The 17,340-nt window shown below is 63.8% G+C and carries 15 protein-coding genes and 1 pseudogene; 10 read left to right on the top strand and 6 right to left on the bottom strand.

Annotated features, from left to right (window positions below; translation table 11 throughout):
- Nucleotides 1–77 precede the first annotated feature (77 nt).
- A pseudogene (locus PG892_RS09910) lies at nucleotides 78–665 on the top strand (putative PEP-binding protein); the annotation flags it as partial.
- A 118-nt stretch (nucleotides 666–783) separates the two neighbouring features.
- A complete protein-coding gene (modF, locus tag PG892_RS09905) occupies nucleotides 784–2,238 on the top strand; it encodes a molybdate ABC transporter ATP-binding protein ModF (RefSeq protein ID WP_270825379.1) in 1,455 nt (484 codons plus the stop codon).
- On the opposite strand, the gene PG892_RS09900 is transcribed toward modF, so the two are convergent.
- From PG892_RS09900 to PG892_RS09890, 3 genes are all read right to left on the bottom strand, one after another.
- Nucleotides 2,211–2,447: a hypothetical protein gene (locus PG892_RS09900; protein ID WP_270662248.1), complete on the bottom strand. Its 237-nt coding sequence runs from the start codon at nucleotides 2,445–2,447 to the stop codon at nucleotides 2,211–2,213. The two genes, modF and PG892_RS09900, sit on opposite strands and share 28 nt — an antisense overlap.
- A 5-nt stretch (nucleotides 2,448–2,452) precedes the next feature.
- Nucleotides 2,453–2,992, bottom strand: coding sequence for a hydrolase (locus PG892_RS09895; RefSeq protein WP_270825378.1), 540 nt, complete (start codon nucleotides 2,990–2,992; stop codon nucleotides 2,453–2,455).
- Nucleotides 2,993–3,061: 69 nt separating this feature from the next.
- Nucleotides 3,062–3,448: a VOC family protein gene (locus PG892_RS09890; protein ID WP_109113224.1), complete on the bottom strand. Its 387-nt coding sequence runs from the start codon at nucleotides 3,446–3,448 to the stop codon at nucleotides 3,062–3,064.
- A gap of 338 nt (nucleotides 3,449–3,786) precedes the next feature.
- Between PG892_RS09890 and PG892_RS09885 the strand changes: the two genes are divergently transcribed.
- A complete protein-coding gene (locus tag PG892_RS09885) occupies nucleotides 3,787–4,608 on the top strand; it encodes a MetQ/NlpA family ABC transporter substrate-binding protein (RefSeq protein ID WP_041214971.1) in 822 nt (273 codons plus the stop codon).
- A 54-nt stretch (nucleotides 4,609–4,662) separates the two neighbouring features.
- Here the strand turns inward: PG892_RS09885 and PG892_RS09880 are convergent, their stop codons facing one another.
- On the bottom strand, nucleotides 4,663–5,385 hold the full coding sequence (locus tag PG892_RS09880; protein ID WP_069651435.1) for a phosphatase PAP2 family protein: 723 nt from the start codon (nucleotides 5,383–5,385) through the stop codon (nucleotides 4,663–4,665).
- A gap of 250 nt (nucleotides 5,386–5,635) precedes the next feature.
- Here PG892_RS09880 and PG892_RS09875 point away from each other — a divergent pair, with 250 nt between their 5' ends.
- The 7 genes from PG892_RS09875 to dedD all read left to right on the top strand — a co-directional run bounded on the left by PG892_RS09875 (nucleotide 5,636) and on the right by dedD (nucleotide 14,545).
- On the top strand, nucleotides 5,636–6,757 hold the full coding sequence (locus PG892_RS09875) for a 4-phosphoerythronate dehydrogenase (protein ID WP_270825377.1): 1,122 nt from the start codon (nucleotides 5,636–5,638) through the stop codon (nucleotides 6,755–6,757).
- 147 nt (nucleotides 6,758–6,904) lie between these two features.
- Nucleotides 6,905–7,921, top strand: a complete 1,017-nt coding sequence (locus PG892_RS09870; RefSeq protein ID WP_041214974.1) for an aspartate-semialdehyde dehydrogenase — start codon at nucleotides 6,905–6,907, stop codon at nucleotides 7,919–7,921.
- Nucleotides 7,922–8,214: 293 nt separating this feature from the next.
- Nucleotides 8,215–10,341 carry a FimV/HubP family polar landmark protein gene (locus PG892_RS09865; protein ID WP_270825376.1) on the top strand — a complete coding sequence of 709 codons (2,127 nt, stop codon included), beginning with the start codon at nucleotides 8,215–8,217 and terminating at the stop codon, nucleotides 10,339–10,341.
- Between the two features lie 166 nt (nucleotides 10,342–10,507).
- Nucleotides 10,508–11,317, top strand: coding sequence for a tRNA pseudouridine(38-40) synthase TruA (gene truA / locus PG892_RS09860; RefSeq protein WP_182721631.1), 810 nt, complete (start codon nucleotides 10,508–10,510; stop codon nucleotides 11,315–11,317).
- Between the two features lie 119 nt (nucleotides 11,318–11,436).
- A complete protein-coding gene (accD, locus tag PG892_RS09855; protein ID WP_010675139.1) occupies nucleotides 11,437–12,300 on the top strand; it encodes an acetyl-CoA carboxylase, carboxyltransferase subunit beta in 864 nt (287 codons plus the stop codon).
- Between the two features lie 2 nt (nucleotides 12,301–12,302).
- Entirely contained in the window at nucleotides 12,303–13,562 is a 1,260-nt protein-coding gene (folC, locus tag PG892_RS09850) for a bifunctional tetrahydrofolate synthase/dihydrofolate synthase (RefSeq protein WP_199769646.1), read from the top strand.
- A gap of 179 nt (nucleotides 13,563–13,741) precedes the next feature.
- Entirely contained in the window at nucleotides 13,742–14,545 is an 804-nt protein-coding gene (gene dedD / locus PG892_RS09845) for a cell division protein DedD (protein WP_270825375.1), read from the top strand.
- A 105-nt stretch (nucleotides 14,546–14,650) separates the two neighbouring features.
- Here the strand turns inward: dedD and PG892_RS09840 are convergent, their stop codons facing one another.
- Together PG892_RS09840 and yccS are read right to left on the bottom strand one after the other, a co-directional pair.
- The gene (locus PG892_RS09840; protein ID WP_039038798.1) at nucleotides 14,651–14,995 is read right to left on the bottom strand and encodes a TusE/DsrC/DsvC family sulfur relay protein; all 345 of its coding nucleotides are present in this window, start codon (nucleotides 14,993–14,995) and stop codon (nucleotides 14,651–14,653) included.
- A 122-nt stretch (nucleotides 14,996–15,117) separates the two neighbouring features.
- Nucleotides 15,118–17,259 carry a YccS family putative transporter gene (gene yccS / locus PG892_RS09835; RefSeq protein ID WP_270825374.1) on the bottom strand — a complete coding sequence of 714 codons (2,142 nt, stop codon included), beginning with the start codon at nucleotides 17,257–17,259 and terminating at the stop codon, nucleotides 15,118–15,120.
- Between the last annotated feature and the right edge of the window lie 81 nt (nucleotides 17,260–17,340).

Genomic DNA, 17,340 nt, shown 5'->3' with positions numbered 1-17,340 from the left:
CTGCGCGAGCAGCTATCACCCAGTAATGGGAATCCCCCTCCTGAGACGCGAAGCGCGAAGGTGGGGGAGGATGTCAAGAAGAGAACCCCATGATCGGTTTCCGTGGTGCGTCGCGCTACATCGCCGACAGCTTCCGCCCCTGCTTCGCCCTCGAGTGCGAGGCAATGAAACGGGTGCGGGATGTCATGGGGCTGACCAACGTCGAGGTGATGATCCCCTTCGTGCGTACCCTGGGTGAGGCGGAGCAGGTGGTGGAGATACTGGCTGAGAACGGCTTGCGCCGTGGCGAGCGCGGCCTGAAAGTCATCATGATGTGCGAGCTGCCTTCCAATGCGCTGCTGGCGGACAAATTCCTCGAGCACTTCGACGGCTTCTCCATCGGCTCCAATGACATGACCCAGTTAACCCTTGGGCTGGATCGGGACTCCGGGCTCATCGCCCACCTGTTCGACGAGCGCAACGAGGCGGTCAAGGCACTGCTGGCCATGGCCATCGCCGCCGCCCGCAAGGCGGGCAAGTACGTGGGGATCTGCGGCCAGGGGCCGTCCGATCACCCGGACTTCGCCGCCTGGCTGGTCGAGCAGGGGATCGATTCCGTGTCGCTCAACCCCGATACCGTGGTCGACACCTGGCTCTATCTGGCCGAGCAGCACAAGGCCGGCTAAACCCGTCCCCGCTTTTTGATGACACGGCGCCGCAATGGCGCCGTTTTTGTCTGCGCCCCCCTTTTTCTGTTACAAGGGGAATGCGCAAGGCGCTCCGCACCCATCACAGGACGATCCCATGACCTCATTGCAGTGGCAATCCGCCACCCTGGCCCTGCGTGGCCACCACACCCTGGTTATTCCCGAACTCTGTCTCACCCCGCAGGCCTGCTGGGCCTTCGTCGGCAGCAACGGCAGCGGCAAGACGGCGCTGGCGTCGGCCCTGTGCGGCGAGCTGGTCGTGCGTGCCGGAGCGGTATCGGGCCGAGTCCGGGCCGAGCGACTCTCGTTCGAGTCGCAGCAACAGCTGGGGGAGCTGGACTGGCAGCGGCGCAATACCGACATGCTGGGGGAAGAGGAGGAGGCGGGGTATCGGGTATCGACCCTGATGCTGGAGGCGGGGGGCGAGGAGCATGAGGCCCGCGCGCTGCTGGCCCGCTTTGGCATTGAATCCCTGTGGGATAGCCCCTATCGCTACCTCTCGAGCGGGGAGGGGCGCAAGCTGCTGTTGGCCCGGGCCCTGCTGGGGCGGCCCGAGCTGCTGGTGCTGGACGAACCCTTCGATGGCCTGGATCAGGGGGCCAGGGCTTCTTTGATGATGTTGCTGGCCGACCTGGTGTCAGAGGGGCTGCGCCTGGTGGTGATCGTCAACCGTTTTGACGAGATCCCGCCCTTTGCCACTCACCTCGGCCTGCTCGGCGAGTGTCGTCTGCTGCTGGCGGGGGAGCGCGAGGCGGTGCTCGGTAGCCAGGAGGTGGCCCAGCTGGCACGCGCCGAAACGGTATCCCCCCGTTTGCCGCCACCGCTGACGACCCCCGAGCCCCTGCCTCCCGGCCCTCGGGTCGTCATGAAAGCCATGCGTATCGCATACGGGGATCAGGTGATCATCGATGGGCTCGACTGGACCATTGACGAGGGGGAGCACTGGCAACTGGTGGGACCGAATGGCGCTGGCAAGTCGACCCTGCTCTCCCTCATCACCGGAGATCACCCGCAAGGTTACAACAATGAGCTCCATCTGTTCGGACGGCGGCGGGGCAGCGGCGAGAGCATCTGGGAGATCAAGCGCCACATCGGGCTCGTGAGCCCGGCGCTGCATCTGGACTATCGTGTCAGCTGCCCGGTGCAGACAGTGATCCTCTCCGGTTTCTACGACTCCATCGGGCTTTATACCCGGCCGGGGGATCGTCAGCTGGCGCTGGCCAACCAGTGGCTGGCCCTGCTGGGGCTGGCCGATCAGGGGGCGCAGCCTTTCCACTCTCTCTCTTTCGGTCAGCAGCGACTGGTGCTGATCGCCCGTGCCCTGGTCAAGCATCCGCCGCTGCTCATCCTGGACGAACCCCTGCAGGGACTGGATCCCCTCAACCGTCACCTGGTGCGGGAGATGGTAGCGCGCCTCGTGGGCGAGGGAACCCAGCTATTGTTCGTTTCCCATCATGCCGATGATGCGCCCCCCGGTCTGACCCACAGGCTGAGCTTCGTGCCAAGGGAGGGGGAAGGATACGACTATCTGCAGGAGCGTCTGGGGAGCTGAGCCGTCCGGGCGGCATGGTCAGAGAGGGGCCGGTTCGGCGAGGAGCGGCGGCATCCCAGCAGCGTCCACCACAGCCCGAAGAAGAGCATGATCCCCAGCCAGAGCCAGGCCAGATAGTGACGGGTGGCGGCCATCCCCGTCACCGTCACCATGAGTGCCGCCCCGAAGGCGATGAGGGCGAACAGAAAGGGCGCCATATTGTCCATCATGGCGGTCATTTCACCAGGGAGAGGATCTGGCGAAATGCCGGATGGCGGCAGTCCCCCATCAGCTCATAGAGGCACATCTCCACCGACGTCAGCGCAGCTCCCCTGGCCGCAAGCTGGCCGATGGCGAGATCCCGGTTGGCAGCGGAGCGAGACGACACCGCATCCACCACCAGCGAGACCCGGGTGCCGCTGGCCAGAAGTCCCAACACGCTCTGGTAGACGCAGATATGGGTCTCGATGCCACATACCAGCCAATGCTCTACCCCGCTTTCGGCCAGCGCGGTCGCCACAGTGGGCTCCCCCAGGGCGCCGAAGCTGTATTTGGGCAGCACAAGATCGCCTGCCTGCAGCGATTGCAATTCGGGCACGGTGGCACCGAGCTTGTCCGGGTTCTGCTCCAGCCAGACAACCGGCAGCCCCAGCACCCTGGCCCCTTGCACCAGCCTGGCGGTATTGGCAATCAGGGTGTCGCTCTCCTCGACCAGACGGGCCAGTTTGCCCTGGATATCGACGACCAGCAGGCCGGTGGTGTTTTGCTCAAGCATGAATGTCTCCTTGTCTGTGGCGGACTGCCTCGCCTGAAGGCTTTCGTTGGCTGACTGAGTGGCGCTGCTTCACTCGCTTGCCGTGTCTGGGCATTCAAGGTAGGTCATCGCCTCGATGTTGTTGCCATCGGGATCGCGCAGGAAGGCGGCGTAGTAATTGGGGGCATAGTGGGAACGCAGTCCCGGCAGCCCATTGCAGGCAAAACCTGCCTTGATCCCCGCGTGATGGAACGCATCCACCTGTGTCGTGTCGTCGGCCCTGAATGCGAGATGGCAGGAGGCGCCCTGCTGCCCCCGCTCAATCAGAAAGCCCACGTGATCGCGGCCCATCAGGCCAAAACCGGCCGCCGCCTCATCAGACCATTTGAGTTCTATCAAAAGAGGAGCCAGTACGGTGGCGTAGAAGTGCTGACAGGAGTCAAAACGCACCACCTTGATTTCAACATGATCGAACACGGTGACTCCTTGTGTTGTCTGGGTGTAGAGCAGCCCATCAGGCCCTCATGGGAACCGTTGAAATGGGTATCGAATGACCACAATAAGCCAGTTTGACGCCAGGCAGGGAGAGGGCAAGGCGCATAACTGCGCGCTCCGTCAAAGATTTTTCATCCAGTTGCGGGATGCGCTTTGCTTCGTGCTGGCCAAGCTTGCCCGGTTTTGTTGCTTGGCGAAGGCTACGAGCTCTGTTATGGTGTGCTAAATTAGCCGTTTGGATGGCTAGATGGTTGTGTGGTGGCTGCATGTTCGCCCCCGACCGTTCACCGTTTTGATGATCATGTTGACAGGGAGTTTTTATGCAACGTCGTTCCTTCTTCACCCTTTCCGCCCTGGCGCTGCTCGCCAGCAGCCTGCCGCTGTCCGCCTTTGCCATCGATGAGGCGAAGAAAGAGATCGTCATCGGCACCACGGTTGGCGACTTTGCCGACATGGTGACCGACTCTATCAAGCCGCAGCTCGAAGCCAAGGGCTACAAGGTCAAGCTGGTGGAGTTCACCGACTACGTGACCCCCAACATCGCCCTGGCGGACGGGTCGCTTGACGTCAACTGCTTCCAGCACAAGCCCTATCTGGAGAGCTTCGCCAAAGACCGGGGTCTCTCTCTGGCGCCCATCACCCAGGTACCGACCGGTCCCATGGGGCTCTACGCCGGCAAGCTGGGGGATCTGAAGGCGGTGAAAGAGGGAAGCACGGTCGCCATCCCGAACGATCCCACCAACCAGGCGCGGGCACTGCTGATGTTGCAGGATCTGGGCTGGCTGAGCCTCAAGGAGGGGATCAATCCTCTCAAGGCGAGCGAGTTCGACGTGGTGAAGAACCCCCACAACCTCAAGCTGGTGCTGCTGGAGGCGGCGCAGCTGCCGCGCTCCCGTGAGGATGTGGACTTCTCCGTCATCAACGGCAACTTTGCCGCCTCAAGCGGGATCCCGTTCAGCTCCGGCCTCTTCCTCGAGCGCAGCTATGACTTCATCAACTGGGTGGTGGTAAAGAGCGCCGATGCGGGCAAGCCGTTCGCCAAGGATGTGGCGGCCGCCTACAACTCCCCCGAATTCAAGGCTTATGCCGCCAAGCGCTTCGTCGGCTACAAGTATCCCGAGGGCTGGCAGCAGAAGGGGTGAGTGGCGTACAAGCGATAAAAAACGGGCACCCAGGTGCCCGTTTTTTATTGGACGTCAGTAGTGGCGCAACCACCAGCGGGCGGCCAGGAGGGCGGTGAGGCTGCCAAGCAGGGCGCTTGCCAGCACATCCAGGGGCCAGTGCATGCCGATAAGGGTGCGCGAGAGGCCAATCCCGATGGCCCAGAGCGGCAGCAGCCAGGCCCCGGCGGGTGCCCGGGCCAGCCAGATCAGGCCGAAGAACTGGGCGAGGCTCATGGCGGCGATGCTGTGACCGGAGGGAAAGGCATAGTTGACCTCTGCCTGCCAGTGCTGGCCGAGCCAGGCGGGCAGCGCCAGCAACTGGGTCGCGGCGTGGACCTGTTCGCTGCGAAGGGCCTGGCTTCCCCCATAGAACTGGCGGATGGCGGGGATCAGCTCCTGGCTCTCCAGCCAGATGAGGTAGGGCCTGGGCTCCTCGGTCAGCAGCTTGATGAGGCTCTTGATGACCCAGTCGCTCGCCAGCACGGCAAAGAGGGCGCCAGCCAGCGCCAGCAGGGCGCGACTGTCCAGCGTCAGCTTGTGTCTTGTGAGCAGCAGCAGGGCGGCGATGGTGAAGACCAGCCCCGGCAAGTCCACCATGCGGGTGAGGGCGTAGGGCCACCATAGCCAGCCCGATTGCAGGGCCTGGGTCATGAACGGCTGCCAGGGCAGGCAGACGAGCAATAGCAGGGGAAGGAGCAGGAGGGCATTGAAATGAAGCACCTTGCGGCGTGGCAACGAAGAGGAGTGAGTCGGCATCAAGGGGTCCGGTTCGGTGGCGCGAGCGGCTAGAAAGAGGCGTCATTGTGCCAGTCAGGTTGCTCTGGTCAAGGCGAAGGGGGCGAGGGCAACAGGCTGTTACATATGATGCTGCCGGGCATCGTGCCCGCACCTGAGGCCGGGAGGCGAAAAGATGGCCGCAGAGCGGTCTGCCAACAAGCCTCTGAAAATCCGTCGCGTTTGGGCTAGAATGGCGCGCCTGTGGCCCTTGTGGACGAGATGCGTGCCGATGAAGATCGTCGTTGATGAAAATATGCCCCATGCGGTGGAGCTGTTTGCGGAATTTGGTGAAGTGGTTCCCCTGCCGGGACGAGAAATAAAGGCCGCGGATCTGCAAGAGGCGGATGTGCTGCTGGTGCGCTCCGTGACCCGGGTCAACGAAGCGCTCCTGGCGAGTTGCCCCAGGCTGGGGTTTGTCGGTACGGCCACCATCGGCACGGATCACATCGATCAGGGGCTGCTGGCGGCGCGGGGCATCCCCTTCTTCAGCGCCCCCGGCTGCAACAAGGTGTCGGTGGGGGACTACGTGCTCTCCGCCCTGCTGGTTCTGGCGGAACGCCATGAGCTGACCTTGAGCGAGATGAGCCTCGCCGTCATCGGCGCCGGCAACACCGGCGAGAGAGTGGCCGGCAAGGCCGAGGCGCTCGGGATGAAGGTGCTGCGCTGCGACCCGCCCCTGGCCCGTAGCGGCGCCGCTGGCGACTTCGTGGATTTCCGCACTGCCCTGGATGCCGACATCGTCAGCTTCCATGTCCCCTATCTTCGTGAAGGGGATGAGGCCACCTTCCACCTGCTGGGAGCCGAGGAGATCGCCGAGCGTCCGGCCGGGCAGATCCTCATCAACGCCTCCCGCGGCGAGGTGTGGGACAACCGTGCCCTGCTTGTCCGCCAGCAGGGGCCCCATCCCCTGCGACTGGTGATGGACGTGTGGGAAGGAGAGCCGGAGCCTCTCAAGGAACTGGTGCCCCATACCGAGCTGGCCACCCCGCACATCGCCGGTTACAGCCTGGAAGGCAAGGCCCGTGGCACCTGGATGCTCTATGAGGCGCTGTGCCGGCAACTGGGGCGCACCCCGCGCCAGGATCTGCAATCCCTGCTGCCTGCCCCAGAGGTGCGCGAGCTGACGCCGGGGCAGCCGGCGGATCAGGCGCTCATCAAGCAGCTTGTCCACCTTGTTTATGACGTGCGCCGTGACGACGCCCGTTTTCGCAACCGGATCGGGCTGCCCGGCAGCTTCGATGAGCAGCGCAAGCGCTACCCCGAGCGGCGCGAATTGGGCGCCTTGCAACTGAAAGGGCCCTTCGCCGACGACAGACTGGCCCGACTGGGCTTTGCCGTCTCGAAGCAATAAACCCGATTTCAACAAGGGGAGGGGCTTGCCCAGGCGGCGCTTCCCCCCGGCCCGGCATCATGGCGGGCCTGTCATCAAACCGATACGCGTGCCAGCCGGGGCCCTCATGCCCGGCCCCGACGGGCCGCATCACAGGAGAACAGATCAGTGAGTCAGCAATTCAACGTAGCGGTATTGGGTGCCAGCGGCGCCGTGGGTCAGGCCATGATCGAGATCCTGGAGGAGCGCGCCTTCCCGGTAGCGACCCTCTATCCGCTCGCCTCCAGTCGCAGCGCTGGGGACACGGTGCGTTTTGGCGGCAAGAACGTCGACATCCTTGATGTGGAGGCCTTTGACTGGAGCCAGGTGGAGATTGCACTCTTCTCCGCCGGTGCCGAGGTCTCGGCCAAATGGGCGCCCATCGCCGCCGAGCACGGCTGCATCGTCATCGACAACACCTCCTGCTTCCGCTACGACGAGGACATCCCCCTGGTCATTCCGGAAGTGAACCCGGACGCCCTGGCCGATTTTCGCAACCGCAACATCATCGCCAACCCCAACTGCTCCACCATCCAGATGCTGGTGGCCCTCAAGCCCCTGCACGACGAGGTGGGCATCAGTCGCATCAACGTGGCGACCTACCAGTCCGTCTCTGGCTCCGGTAAGGAAGGGGTGAGCGAGCTGGCGGGCCAGACCGCCCACCTGCTCAACGGCCGTCCGGTGGAGCCGACCCTCTATCCGCAGCAGATCGCCTTCAACCTGATCCCGCAGATCGATGCCTTCACCGACAACGGCTACACCCGGGAAGAGATGAAGATGGTGTGGGAGACCCAGAAGATCCTGGGGGATGCCAGCATCGCCGTGAACCCCACCTGCGTGCGGGTGCCGGTCTTCTACGGTCACGCCGAGGCAGTCCATGTGGAGCTGCACCAGCCGCTGGACGCCGAGCAGGTCAAGGAGCTGCTGCGCAATGCCCCGGGGGTGACCCTGTTTGATGATGAAGGGGACTACCCGACCCCGGTGCGCGATGCCACCGGTCAGGATGACGTGATGGTCGGGCGGGTACGCCAGGATATTTCTCATCCGAGTGGTATCAATATGTGGATCGTGGCCGATAACGTTCGTAAGGGCGCGGCAACCAACAGCGTGCAGATTGCCGAACTGCTGGTACGCGACTACCTCTGAGGCCGGATGTCGGCCCCGGGCGGGGAGGGAACCCCGCCTTGATGTGGGCGCCCTGGCCCCGGGATGTGACCGGGAACCCACTCTCCGGTTTTTGGAATACCGTGTGATATCAGTGGACTAGGTTTTTTTCTACACTCTGGTTCGCGTCTGGGGCTGCTTTCTGGTCGCCGCCGGGCGCGAAATATGTCGGATCGCTGGCTTGAGACCGGCGCCTGATTTATATTGAGCCGATTGTTTTGGGGTAACTATCCAGATTTTTCAATGTGATAGGGCCGTCATACGAAGGAACGAATATGGGACATTCCCGCATAACGCTGGCAACGCTACTCGCATTGGGGCTTCTGGGCACGGTTCAGGCCGAAGAGGGGGCGCGAGAACCCTTCTTTGTCGAACTCAAGGGACCGGATGGCTCACCGCCCCCCGCGGTGCAACCAGAGCCCCGGGCCCAGCCCGTGGCGCCCGTCACCCTGCCCAGAGCCCAGCCCATCGTGCGTCAGGTGCCTGCTGCGTCGGCTGGCAGTTATGGTCCCGTGCGTCCCACCGATACCCTCTGGAGTCTGGCGAGCAAGCATCGCCCGTCCAACCGGGTAAGTGTCTACCAGACCATGGTGGCCATCTATGACAAGAACCCCCGAAGCTTCGCAGACGGCAACATCAACCATATTCTGGTGGGTTCCCACATCCTGCTGCCCACCGCCGCAGAGGCGGGGCGCATCACGGATGCCGAAGCACGCCGTCGCTTCAACAGCGACAACGCGAGCTGGAAGGGGCTGAGCCCCAAATACCTGGCCAACAAGCAATCCCACGTCGCCCAGCCGGTGGTGAGCAAGCCTGCTCCGGCCAAGCCGGCTGTGGTGGCCAAGAATACACCGCCCAAGGCGGCGCCGATCCCGGCGGCACCCAAGGCGACGGCTCCTGCCCCCGAGGTGAAGGAGACCGCCAAGGCGGCTGTCTCCACCCCCGTGGTGGTGAGCGCTGCTGCGAGCAGCACCGCCAGCACGGCGCCGGCGCCCCTGCCCGCCACTGCGGTGGGCAAACCCTCCACCGAGATGGCGCTGGCCCTGGAAGATGCCAACGCCCAGCTCGGCCAGGTCACCGAGATGAACCACAGGCTCAAGCTGCGCCTGCAAGCCCTGACCGAAGAGGTGGAGACCCTCAAGGCCCAGTTGCAGGATCAAACCGCCCTGCAAAAAGAGGTGGCGGAACTCAAGGCCAATCCGACGCCTCCTGTGGTGGCGCCGGTGCCCAAACAGAGCTGGCTGATGGAGCTGCTCTCTTCGCCGCTCAATCTCGCCATGATCATCCTGCTGCCGGTACTCCTGGTGCTTGCCCTGGTCACGCTCTGGCTGCGTGCTCGTGCCCGCCGCGAGCTGGAAGAGCAGGAGAAGAGCCTCTCCGAGTCGACCTCCATGGTCATGGGAGACGAGAACAGCGAGTTTGAGCAGTTGATGACGGTGGGCATCGCGGATGACGAGCCCCTCCATGGCATGCCGGATCTCAACGAGCCGGAAGTGATCAGGAAGCAAGATGGCGCCAGTGCTGCCGCCGATGTCATCTTCCGGGATGACGAGACGGCGCTCTCCGCTTTTGATGTGGAGCCTGCGGTGACGACGGCGAACCGGGATCCGGATCTGGTGCCCGAGCTGGATCTGGCCCATGAGGGTGACTTCGATCTGCCCGTGGTGCCGGAACTCGATCTCTCCGACGAGCCCAGCTCCTCTGCTCGTGGTCATGACGAGATCATGACCGAGGAGGAGCTGCAGGCCGCCCTGTTTGCCGAGCTGGACGCGGATCTGGAAGCGGATCTGGCCCAGGCCCAGGAGGAGAGCCGCAGCCAGCGTGACGAGACACTGGCCAACTTCGATCTGAGCGATCTAGAGACCGGGTTTGGCGAGCCGACCGACGATGAGCTGGCCGCCAAGGCGCCGCACATCGACGAGACGGGGTTTGGCAAGGACGATGTGGACGACATGCTGGCCGAGCTCGGGCTGGAGCCCACCAAGCCGGCGGCGTCCGAGTGGGATCCCAGCGAGCTGGCCCTGGCGGACTTCGAGGATGCTTTCGCCGAGGTGGAGTCCCATCAGGGGGAGGTGAAGCCCCGCGAGCAGGTGCAAGACAGCGACTTCGTTGAAATCGACAAGCTGCTGGCCGATGCCGATGCCAGCAGCACGGAGCAGGAACCCTATCAGGGCTTCTCCCTGGATGTGGGGCTGGACGGTTTCCCCGAGGTGCTGCCGGAGTCCAACGGCTTTGATGTGGATGCCGATGACGGCGGGGTGGGGGCCAAGCTGGATCTGGCCCGGGCCTACCTCGAGATCGACGACAAGGAGAGCGCCCGCGAGCTGCTGGAAGAGGCGGTGGCCCAGGGCAGCGAGCACCAGCGCAGCGAGGCGCAGAAGCTGCTCAAGCGCCTGGGCTAGGCAGGCCCTTGTCATCCATGCACCAGAGAGGGCAGCCCGCAGGCTGCCCTCTCTCTTTGGGGGCCCCGCACCGCGGCCTCGCCCGGTCTGGGACTTTTGAGCTCGAGCGCGTATAATCCGCCCCGTTTCTTTCACTGCATCCTTTCATCAGAAGACACCGTTACCCATGCGAATTGCCCTTGGTATTGAATATGACGGCAGCCGGTACTTCGGCTGGCAGCGCCAGCGCGAAGTGATCAGCGTCCAGGAGGAACTGGAAAAAGCCCTCAGCCGCATCGCCAACCACCCCGTCTCCATCCAGTGTGCCGGTCGCACCGATGCGGGGGTGCATGCCACCGGCCAGGTGATCCACTTCGATACCGAGTCGAACCGCGCAGAAGGCGCCTGGACCCTGGGGCTCAACTCCAACCTGCCCCCTGACATCGCCGTGCGCTGGGTCAGGGAGGTGGACGAGCATTTCCATGCCCGCTTCAGCGCCACCGCCCGTCGCTACCGTTACGTCATCTACAACCACAACTACCGCCCGGCGATCCTGGGCCAAGGCGTCAGCCACTACCACGAAGCCATCGATACGACGCTGATGCACCAGGCCGGCCAGAGCCTGCTGGGGGAGCACGACTTCAGCACCTTCCGGGCTGTCGCCTGTCAGTCCAACACCCCCTGGCGCAATGTGACCCACCTGTGTGTCAGCCGTTCCGGCCCCTACATCGTGCTCGACATCAAGGCCAACGCCTTCCTGCATCACATGGTGCGCAACATCACCGGCTCCCTGCTGCTGGTGGGGCAGGGGCTTCAACCGGTGGAGTGGATTGCCGAGGTGCTGGCGGCGAAGGATCGCAACCTGGCGGGCCCGACCGCCAAGGCGGGCGGCCTCTATCTTGTGGATGTGGATTACCCGGCCGAATTCGGGTTGCCCCGGCCGCCCCTCGGCCCGCTGTGGCTGCCGGACTCGGCACCGGGTACGACCAGTTTTTAGTAACTGGGCCCGAAAATTTGTGGTTTAATGATCCGTCGTTTATTGCCATCGAGCCGTTAAGTCATTGAACAATCAAGGCTCGATGTGTTTTGTCAGGCACAAATGCATTAAGGAATTCCATGAGCTGGCTTGAGAAGATCCTTCCCAAGAGCAAGATCACCACACCGCGTCGTCACAACATTCCGGAAGGGGTGTGGACCAAGTGTACTGCTTGCGAACAGGTGCTCTACCGGGCAGAGCTGGAGCGCAATCTCGAAGTGTGCCCCAAGTGTGACCATCATATGCGCATCAGCGCACGTGCCCGTCTCGAGAGCTTCCTCGACGCCGAGGGACGCAGCGAAGTCGCGGCCGAGCTGGAGCCGCAAGACATCCTGAAATTCAAGGATTCCAAGCGCTACAAGGATCGTTTGTCTGCCGCCCAGAAAGAGACGGGCGAGAAGGATGCGCTGGTGGTGATGAAGGGGACCCTCAAGGGGGTACCGGTCGTCGCCTGTTCATTCGAGTTCTCCTTCATCGGGGGCTCCATGTCCTCCGTGGTCGGTGCCCGCTTCGTGCGCGCCGTCGAGGAGAGCATCAAGGAGGGCCGCGGCCTGGTCTGCTTCTCCACCTCCGGTGGTGCGCGGATGCAGGAAGCCCTGTTCTCCCTGATGCAGATGGCCAAGACCAGTGCGGCCCTAGATCGCCTCACCAAGGCGGGCCTGCCCTTCATCTCCGTGCTGACCGACCCCACCATGGGTGGCGTCTCCGCGAGTCTGGCCATGCTGGGTGACATCAACGTAGGCGAACCCAAGGCGCTGATCGGCTTTGCCGGCCCCCGCGTCATTGAGCAGACCGTGCGCGAGAAACTGCCGGAAGGCTTCCAGCGCTCCGAGTTCCTGCTGGAGAAGGGTGCCATCGATCTCATCATCGACAGGCGCGAAATGCGCAACCGTCTGGCCGGTCTGCTGGCCAAGCTGATGAACACTCAGGTCATCGAAGACTGAAGATGAGTTCACACATGCAACAATCCCAAAGCCGGTCGCTGGTCGACTGGCTTTCTTATTTGGAGCAGATCCACCCGGCCAACATCGACATGGGGCTGGAGCGGGTCGGCACGGTTGCCCGCCGCATGGGCCTCACCGAACTGCCGTTCAAGGTGATCACGGTGGCGGGCACCAACGGCAAGGGCTCCTCTTGCGCCATGGCGGCCAGCATCCTGATGGCCGCCGGCTACCGGGTCGGTGTCTACTCCTCCCCCCATCTGCTGCGCTTTACCGAGCGGGTGCGCGTCAATGGCCAGGAGCTGGACGATGGCGATCACTGCGCGGCCTTTGCCGAGGTGGAAGCCGCCCGGGGCGACATCGCCCTCACCTTCTTCGAGTTCGCCACCCTGGCGGGTCTGTGGCTGTTTCGCCGCGCCGCGCCCGATGTGCTCTTGCTGGAAGTGGGGCTGGGGGGGCGGCTCGATGCCACCAATGTGGTGGAATCGGACGTCGCCCTGATCACCTCCATTGCCCTGGATCACTGCGACTGGCTCGGGGATACCCGGGAGGCGGTGGCGGTGGAGAAGGCTGGCGTCTATCGCAAAGGTAAACCCGCCATCAGCGGGGAGCCCAATCCGCCGTCGACCATTGCAAGCGAAGCGGCGCGCCTCGGCGCCTGCCTGCGTCAGGTCGGCATCGATTTTCGTGGTGACGAGCATGAAGGTGACTGGGATTATCACGGCCTGCACCACTGGTCGGGATTGCCCAAACCGGCCCTGCCGCTGATGAATGCGGTCACCGTGCTGGCGGCGCTGGAGTCCCTCGGTCTGCCATTGGCGGAGTCCGCCATTCGCGACGGCCTGGCCAATGCTCGCCTTGCTGGCCGGATGCAGCAGTTGCAAACCTCGCCGCTGGTCATCGTCGACGTGGCCCACAATCCCCACTCTGCCGCCTATCTCGCCAGCCAGTTGCGCCAGCTCCCCGGCAAGGGCAAGCGCCGCGCCGTGGTTGGCATGCTCAAGGACAAGGACATGGCGGGGTCGCTGGCCGAGCTTGGCGGTCTGATTGACGAGTGGTTCCTGGCAAGCCTCCACGGCCCGCGCGCGGCCACGGCCGACCAGTTGGCGACGGCCCTTGGCGGCGGCCGGGGCGTGGCGCTCACCTTTGCCTGCGTGGGGGATGCCTACGGCGCCGCCTTGGCCGCATCGAGTCCTGACGATATGGTCATTGTGTTCGGCTCGTTTTACACTGTCGCCGACGTGCTGGCTCTGGGCTCGGTCTGAGCCGTTCGCTCCCCTGGCTCCGTCAACGTGACGACGGGCCGGGTTTTGCACTGGATAATCCCCTTTCAGGCCAAGTGGGTGGCGAGGGACCCGGCTTCGCCAGCCGGCGTGAGGGGAGGCGTTCTTTGCGAAGTGTGCAAGATTGCAATGGATCCTAAGTAACATGGGTGGAAATTAACTTGGCTTCGAAGTTTCAAAACAGATTGGTGGGGACCGTCATCTTGGTCGCCCTGGTGGTCATCTTTCTGCCGGACCTGATGGACGGCAACAAGCTGGAGCAGAAGGACGAGGCCTTCGCCAAGATCCCCCTGCGTCCGGAGCTGGAGCCCGCCAAGCCTGCGCTTCAGGTCTCGGCGGCGAGCACCCTGCCGGCCGAGCATCTGGCGAGTCAGCAGCAGGCCTCTGCCGCGACCCAGTGGCAGGTAGAGGAGATTGGCGATACCGTGACCCTGGTCAATCAGGGGGGAGCCAATCCAGCGGGAGCCAGTCAGGCTCCCATCACCCAGCAGCAGCCGGTACAGGCCGTGGCGCAACCCAAGCCCCAGCCCAAACCCGAGCCCAAGCCGGAAGTGATCGCCAAGAAACCGGTGGAGCAGCCCAAACCCAAGCCGGTGCCAACCAAGCCGGTAGAGGTGCAAAAACCGGTGGAGGCCAAGCCACAGGCGGGCCAGATCAAGACCATGGATGATCTCATCGCGAGCAAGATGGCCCAGCCGACTACGGCACCGGCAGCAGCCCCGGCTCAGGGGAGCTGGATCCTGCAGCTTGGCGCCTTCAAGAATGCAGACAGCGTCAATGCCCTGGTGAGCAAGCTGAGGGCGGCGGGCTACTCGGCCCAGACGTCGCCGAGAACCCCGGTACAGGGGCAGATCAACCGGGTCTTCATCGGGCCGGATGTCTCCAAGGCCAAGTTGCAGGGCATGCAGAGCCGGATCAGCCAGATGACGGGCTTGAGCGGCTCCGTGGTGGCCTACAACCCCTGACAGGACGATGAAATGAAAAGACCGCGCCTCATGGCAACATGGGCGCGGTCTTTTTTTGTGTCCAACACGGGGGAGGCAGTGTGGCTATCGGGCTGCCGAGGAGGACTAGATGCACTTCACCGGCTTGGGGAGCCCTGCGATCTTGGTGGCCTGCTTGGCGGGGCCTTCCGGGAACAACTTGTAGAGGTAGCGGCTGTTGCCCTTCTCCGGGCCGTACTGCTTTTCCATCGCCTTGACCAGGGCGCGGATGGCGGGGGAGGTGTTGAACTCCAGATAGAAGGCCCGTACGAAACGCACCACTTCCCAGTGGGGATCCTCCAGCACTATCCCCTCTTTCTCGGCCAGCACCAAGGCCAGCGCCTCGCTCCATTGCTCGCTGTGGCGCAGATAGCCTTGGGCATCGGTCTCGATGAGTTGGCCGTTGAACTGCAAATGGTGTGGCTCGGACATGACGCTTCCTCGAAAAGGCTATCTCAATGGGGCGGGCATGGTAGCGCCTTGCGTCCCGTCCGGCAACCGGGGCGGCGCTTGGCACCTGTCTCGGGCGGGATCGGCCCGGCGGCTATGTCCGGCTAGGTCCGACCCTGACCTGTCAGCAACTGGCCGTCGTTGGCCAGCACCAACAGCTCGTCTGCCAACTGGCTGATGAGGGAGAGCTGCTGGCTCAGCATCAGCTGCTCCTCGCTGCTCTCCGGAGCGATGGCCGGACAGGCTCCCGCGAGCGGCGTCGGCATCTGCCCCGCCAGGTGACCGGCGGCCTGCTCCAGGGTCTGGCTGATGTGGCGGCTTATCTCCTCCAGCCCCTCGATGGGCTCGAGTTTGTCGCGATGGGCCCCGAGTGCCGAGATATAGGAGAGCAGGGCATGGTTGCGCCAGGTGAGAGTGAAGCAGAGATCCAGGAAGCGGCGGCGCTTGCTCGGCTCCACCAGCATGCTCTGCCAGGCCATGGCCAGCTCGCTGTCGGCGAGGTGGGCACACTTGCGGGCCACCCGGTAGTCCAGGGATTCATCCCGTTGGCGATGCAGGCTGGCGAGTACCGCCGAGAGGTACTTCGCATTGGCGGACAGGGAGTTGGCGATAAGGGTCGGCAACCGCTTGTATTGCCAGTCGGGCCAGAGCCAGGCCACCAGGGCGTAGGAAAGCAGGCAGCCGAGCAGGGTATCGAGCAGGCGGGGTCCTAGGATGGCGAAGCCGATGCCATCCAGCAGGTTGAACGCCATCAGCACGTAGAGGGTGATGAAGCAGACGGCGGCGCTGTAGTTGCTGCGCACCTGGGTGAAAAACAGGAAGGCGGCAAGCCCCATGATCCCCAGTTGCAGGTGCAGCTCGGGGAAGAACCAGAGCACGGGCACGCCGATGAGGATACCGGCGAAGGTGCCGAGCATCCGCTGCACCAGGCGACGGCGGGTTGCGCTGTAGCTCGGCTGGCAGACGAACAATACGGTGAGCAGGATCCAGTACCCCTTGTCCAGGTGAAACGCCTGCAGAATGCCATAGCCCACGACCAGCCCGAGGGAGAGCCGCAGGGCATGGCGAAACACCATGGAGTTCGGGGTCAGGTGCTGCCTGAGCAATGCCAGCAGGGGCAGGGCGACCGGCCGTGCCAGGGGAGGCAGGCTGGTGGGGGGCGCGGCGGGGTTTTGCAGCTCTTCGGCGCTTTGCAGCAACTGGTTGATGCTGGCCAGGTTGCGACGCAGGAACTTCATCGGTGTCAGCAGGGTCTTGGGGTAGTGCTGCTTGAGGTGGGTGAACTCCAGCTGATCGCCGAGGGCCTCCAGGGTCCAGTGAATGCGTTTGTGGTGGGTGTAGGGCTTGTGCACCAGGATGGCGTAGCCAAGCTGCTGACAGGCGTGGGCAAGCTGTGACAGCACCTCCTGGAAGCCGTCGAGGACGATGCCCTGCTTGAGCTCCGCTTCCAGCTTGCTGTAGGGGTAGTGGCTGGAGGTGGCCCGCTCCTGGATCTCCAGGGCAAGCAGGTAGAGGCGCAGCAGGCCCGCGAGCTCGGGGGCAACCCCGTGGCGGCCGGGGGCATGAAGACGGGCATTGAGCGCCGTCTTGGCCTGGTTCAGGGCATTGACCAAGTTGATGTTGAGCTGGGCCAGATTGTGGCGGATGGCCTGGGCGCCGTGCTCATCCGCCGGGAAGAAGCGGGATTTCTCCTGCAAATAGCGGGCGAGGGCGAAGTAGCTCTGGGCCAGTTGCTCGTGCAGGGTCTTGTAGGGCAGCAGCCAGAGCCAGACCAGGGACACCAGGCCGTACCAGAGGGCCCCGGCGCACAGGGCCAGCGGCTGATAGAAGAGATCCGGCGCCTTGGCGGCCCCCAGCATGGTGTAGATGGCAATCAGCAGGGAACCAAAGCTGATGGTGGCGTAGCGTTGGCCGAGGGCACCCACCATGACGAAGATAAAGGTGGAGCCCGCGAGCCCGATGGCAAAGAGCCAGGGAGTGGGGAAGAGATACTGCACGCACAATGAGGCGAACAGGAAGCAGAGCAGGGTCATGGCGAGGTTCTTGACCCGGCCCCAGAGGCTGTCGTCGGTCTCGGCGATGGCACCGGCCACCACCCCGAGGGAGAGCAGCACGGTGAGCTGGATGTCACCGGTTGCCAGCGCGAAGGCGAGCAGCCCCGCGATGGCGAGCAGGACTTTGAGGGCGAAATAGATGTGGCTGTCGGTCAGCAGACGGCGCAATAAACCTGAGAAGTCCATGGGCATGGGATGAAGGCAACCCTTGAGCGAAACGAAAGCAACAGCATAACCCGTCGATAACGAAACGGCCCTGATTTGGATCAGGGC

This window comes from Aeromonas sp. QDB68 (genome assembly GCF_027707405.1).
GTDB lineage: Bacteria > Pseudomonadota > Gammaproteobacteria > Enterobacterales > Aeromonadaceae > Aeromonas > Aeromonas caviae.
Note: the sequence above shows the minus strand (reverse complement) of the source record. Positions and strands in the feature narration are given on the sequence as shown.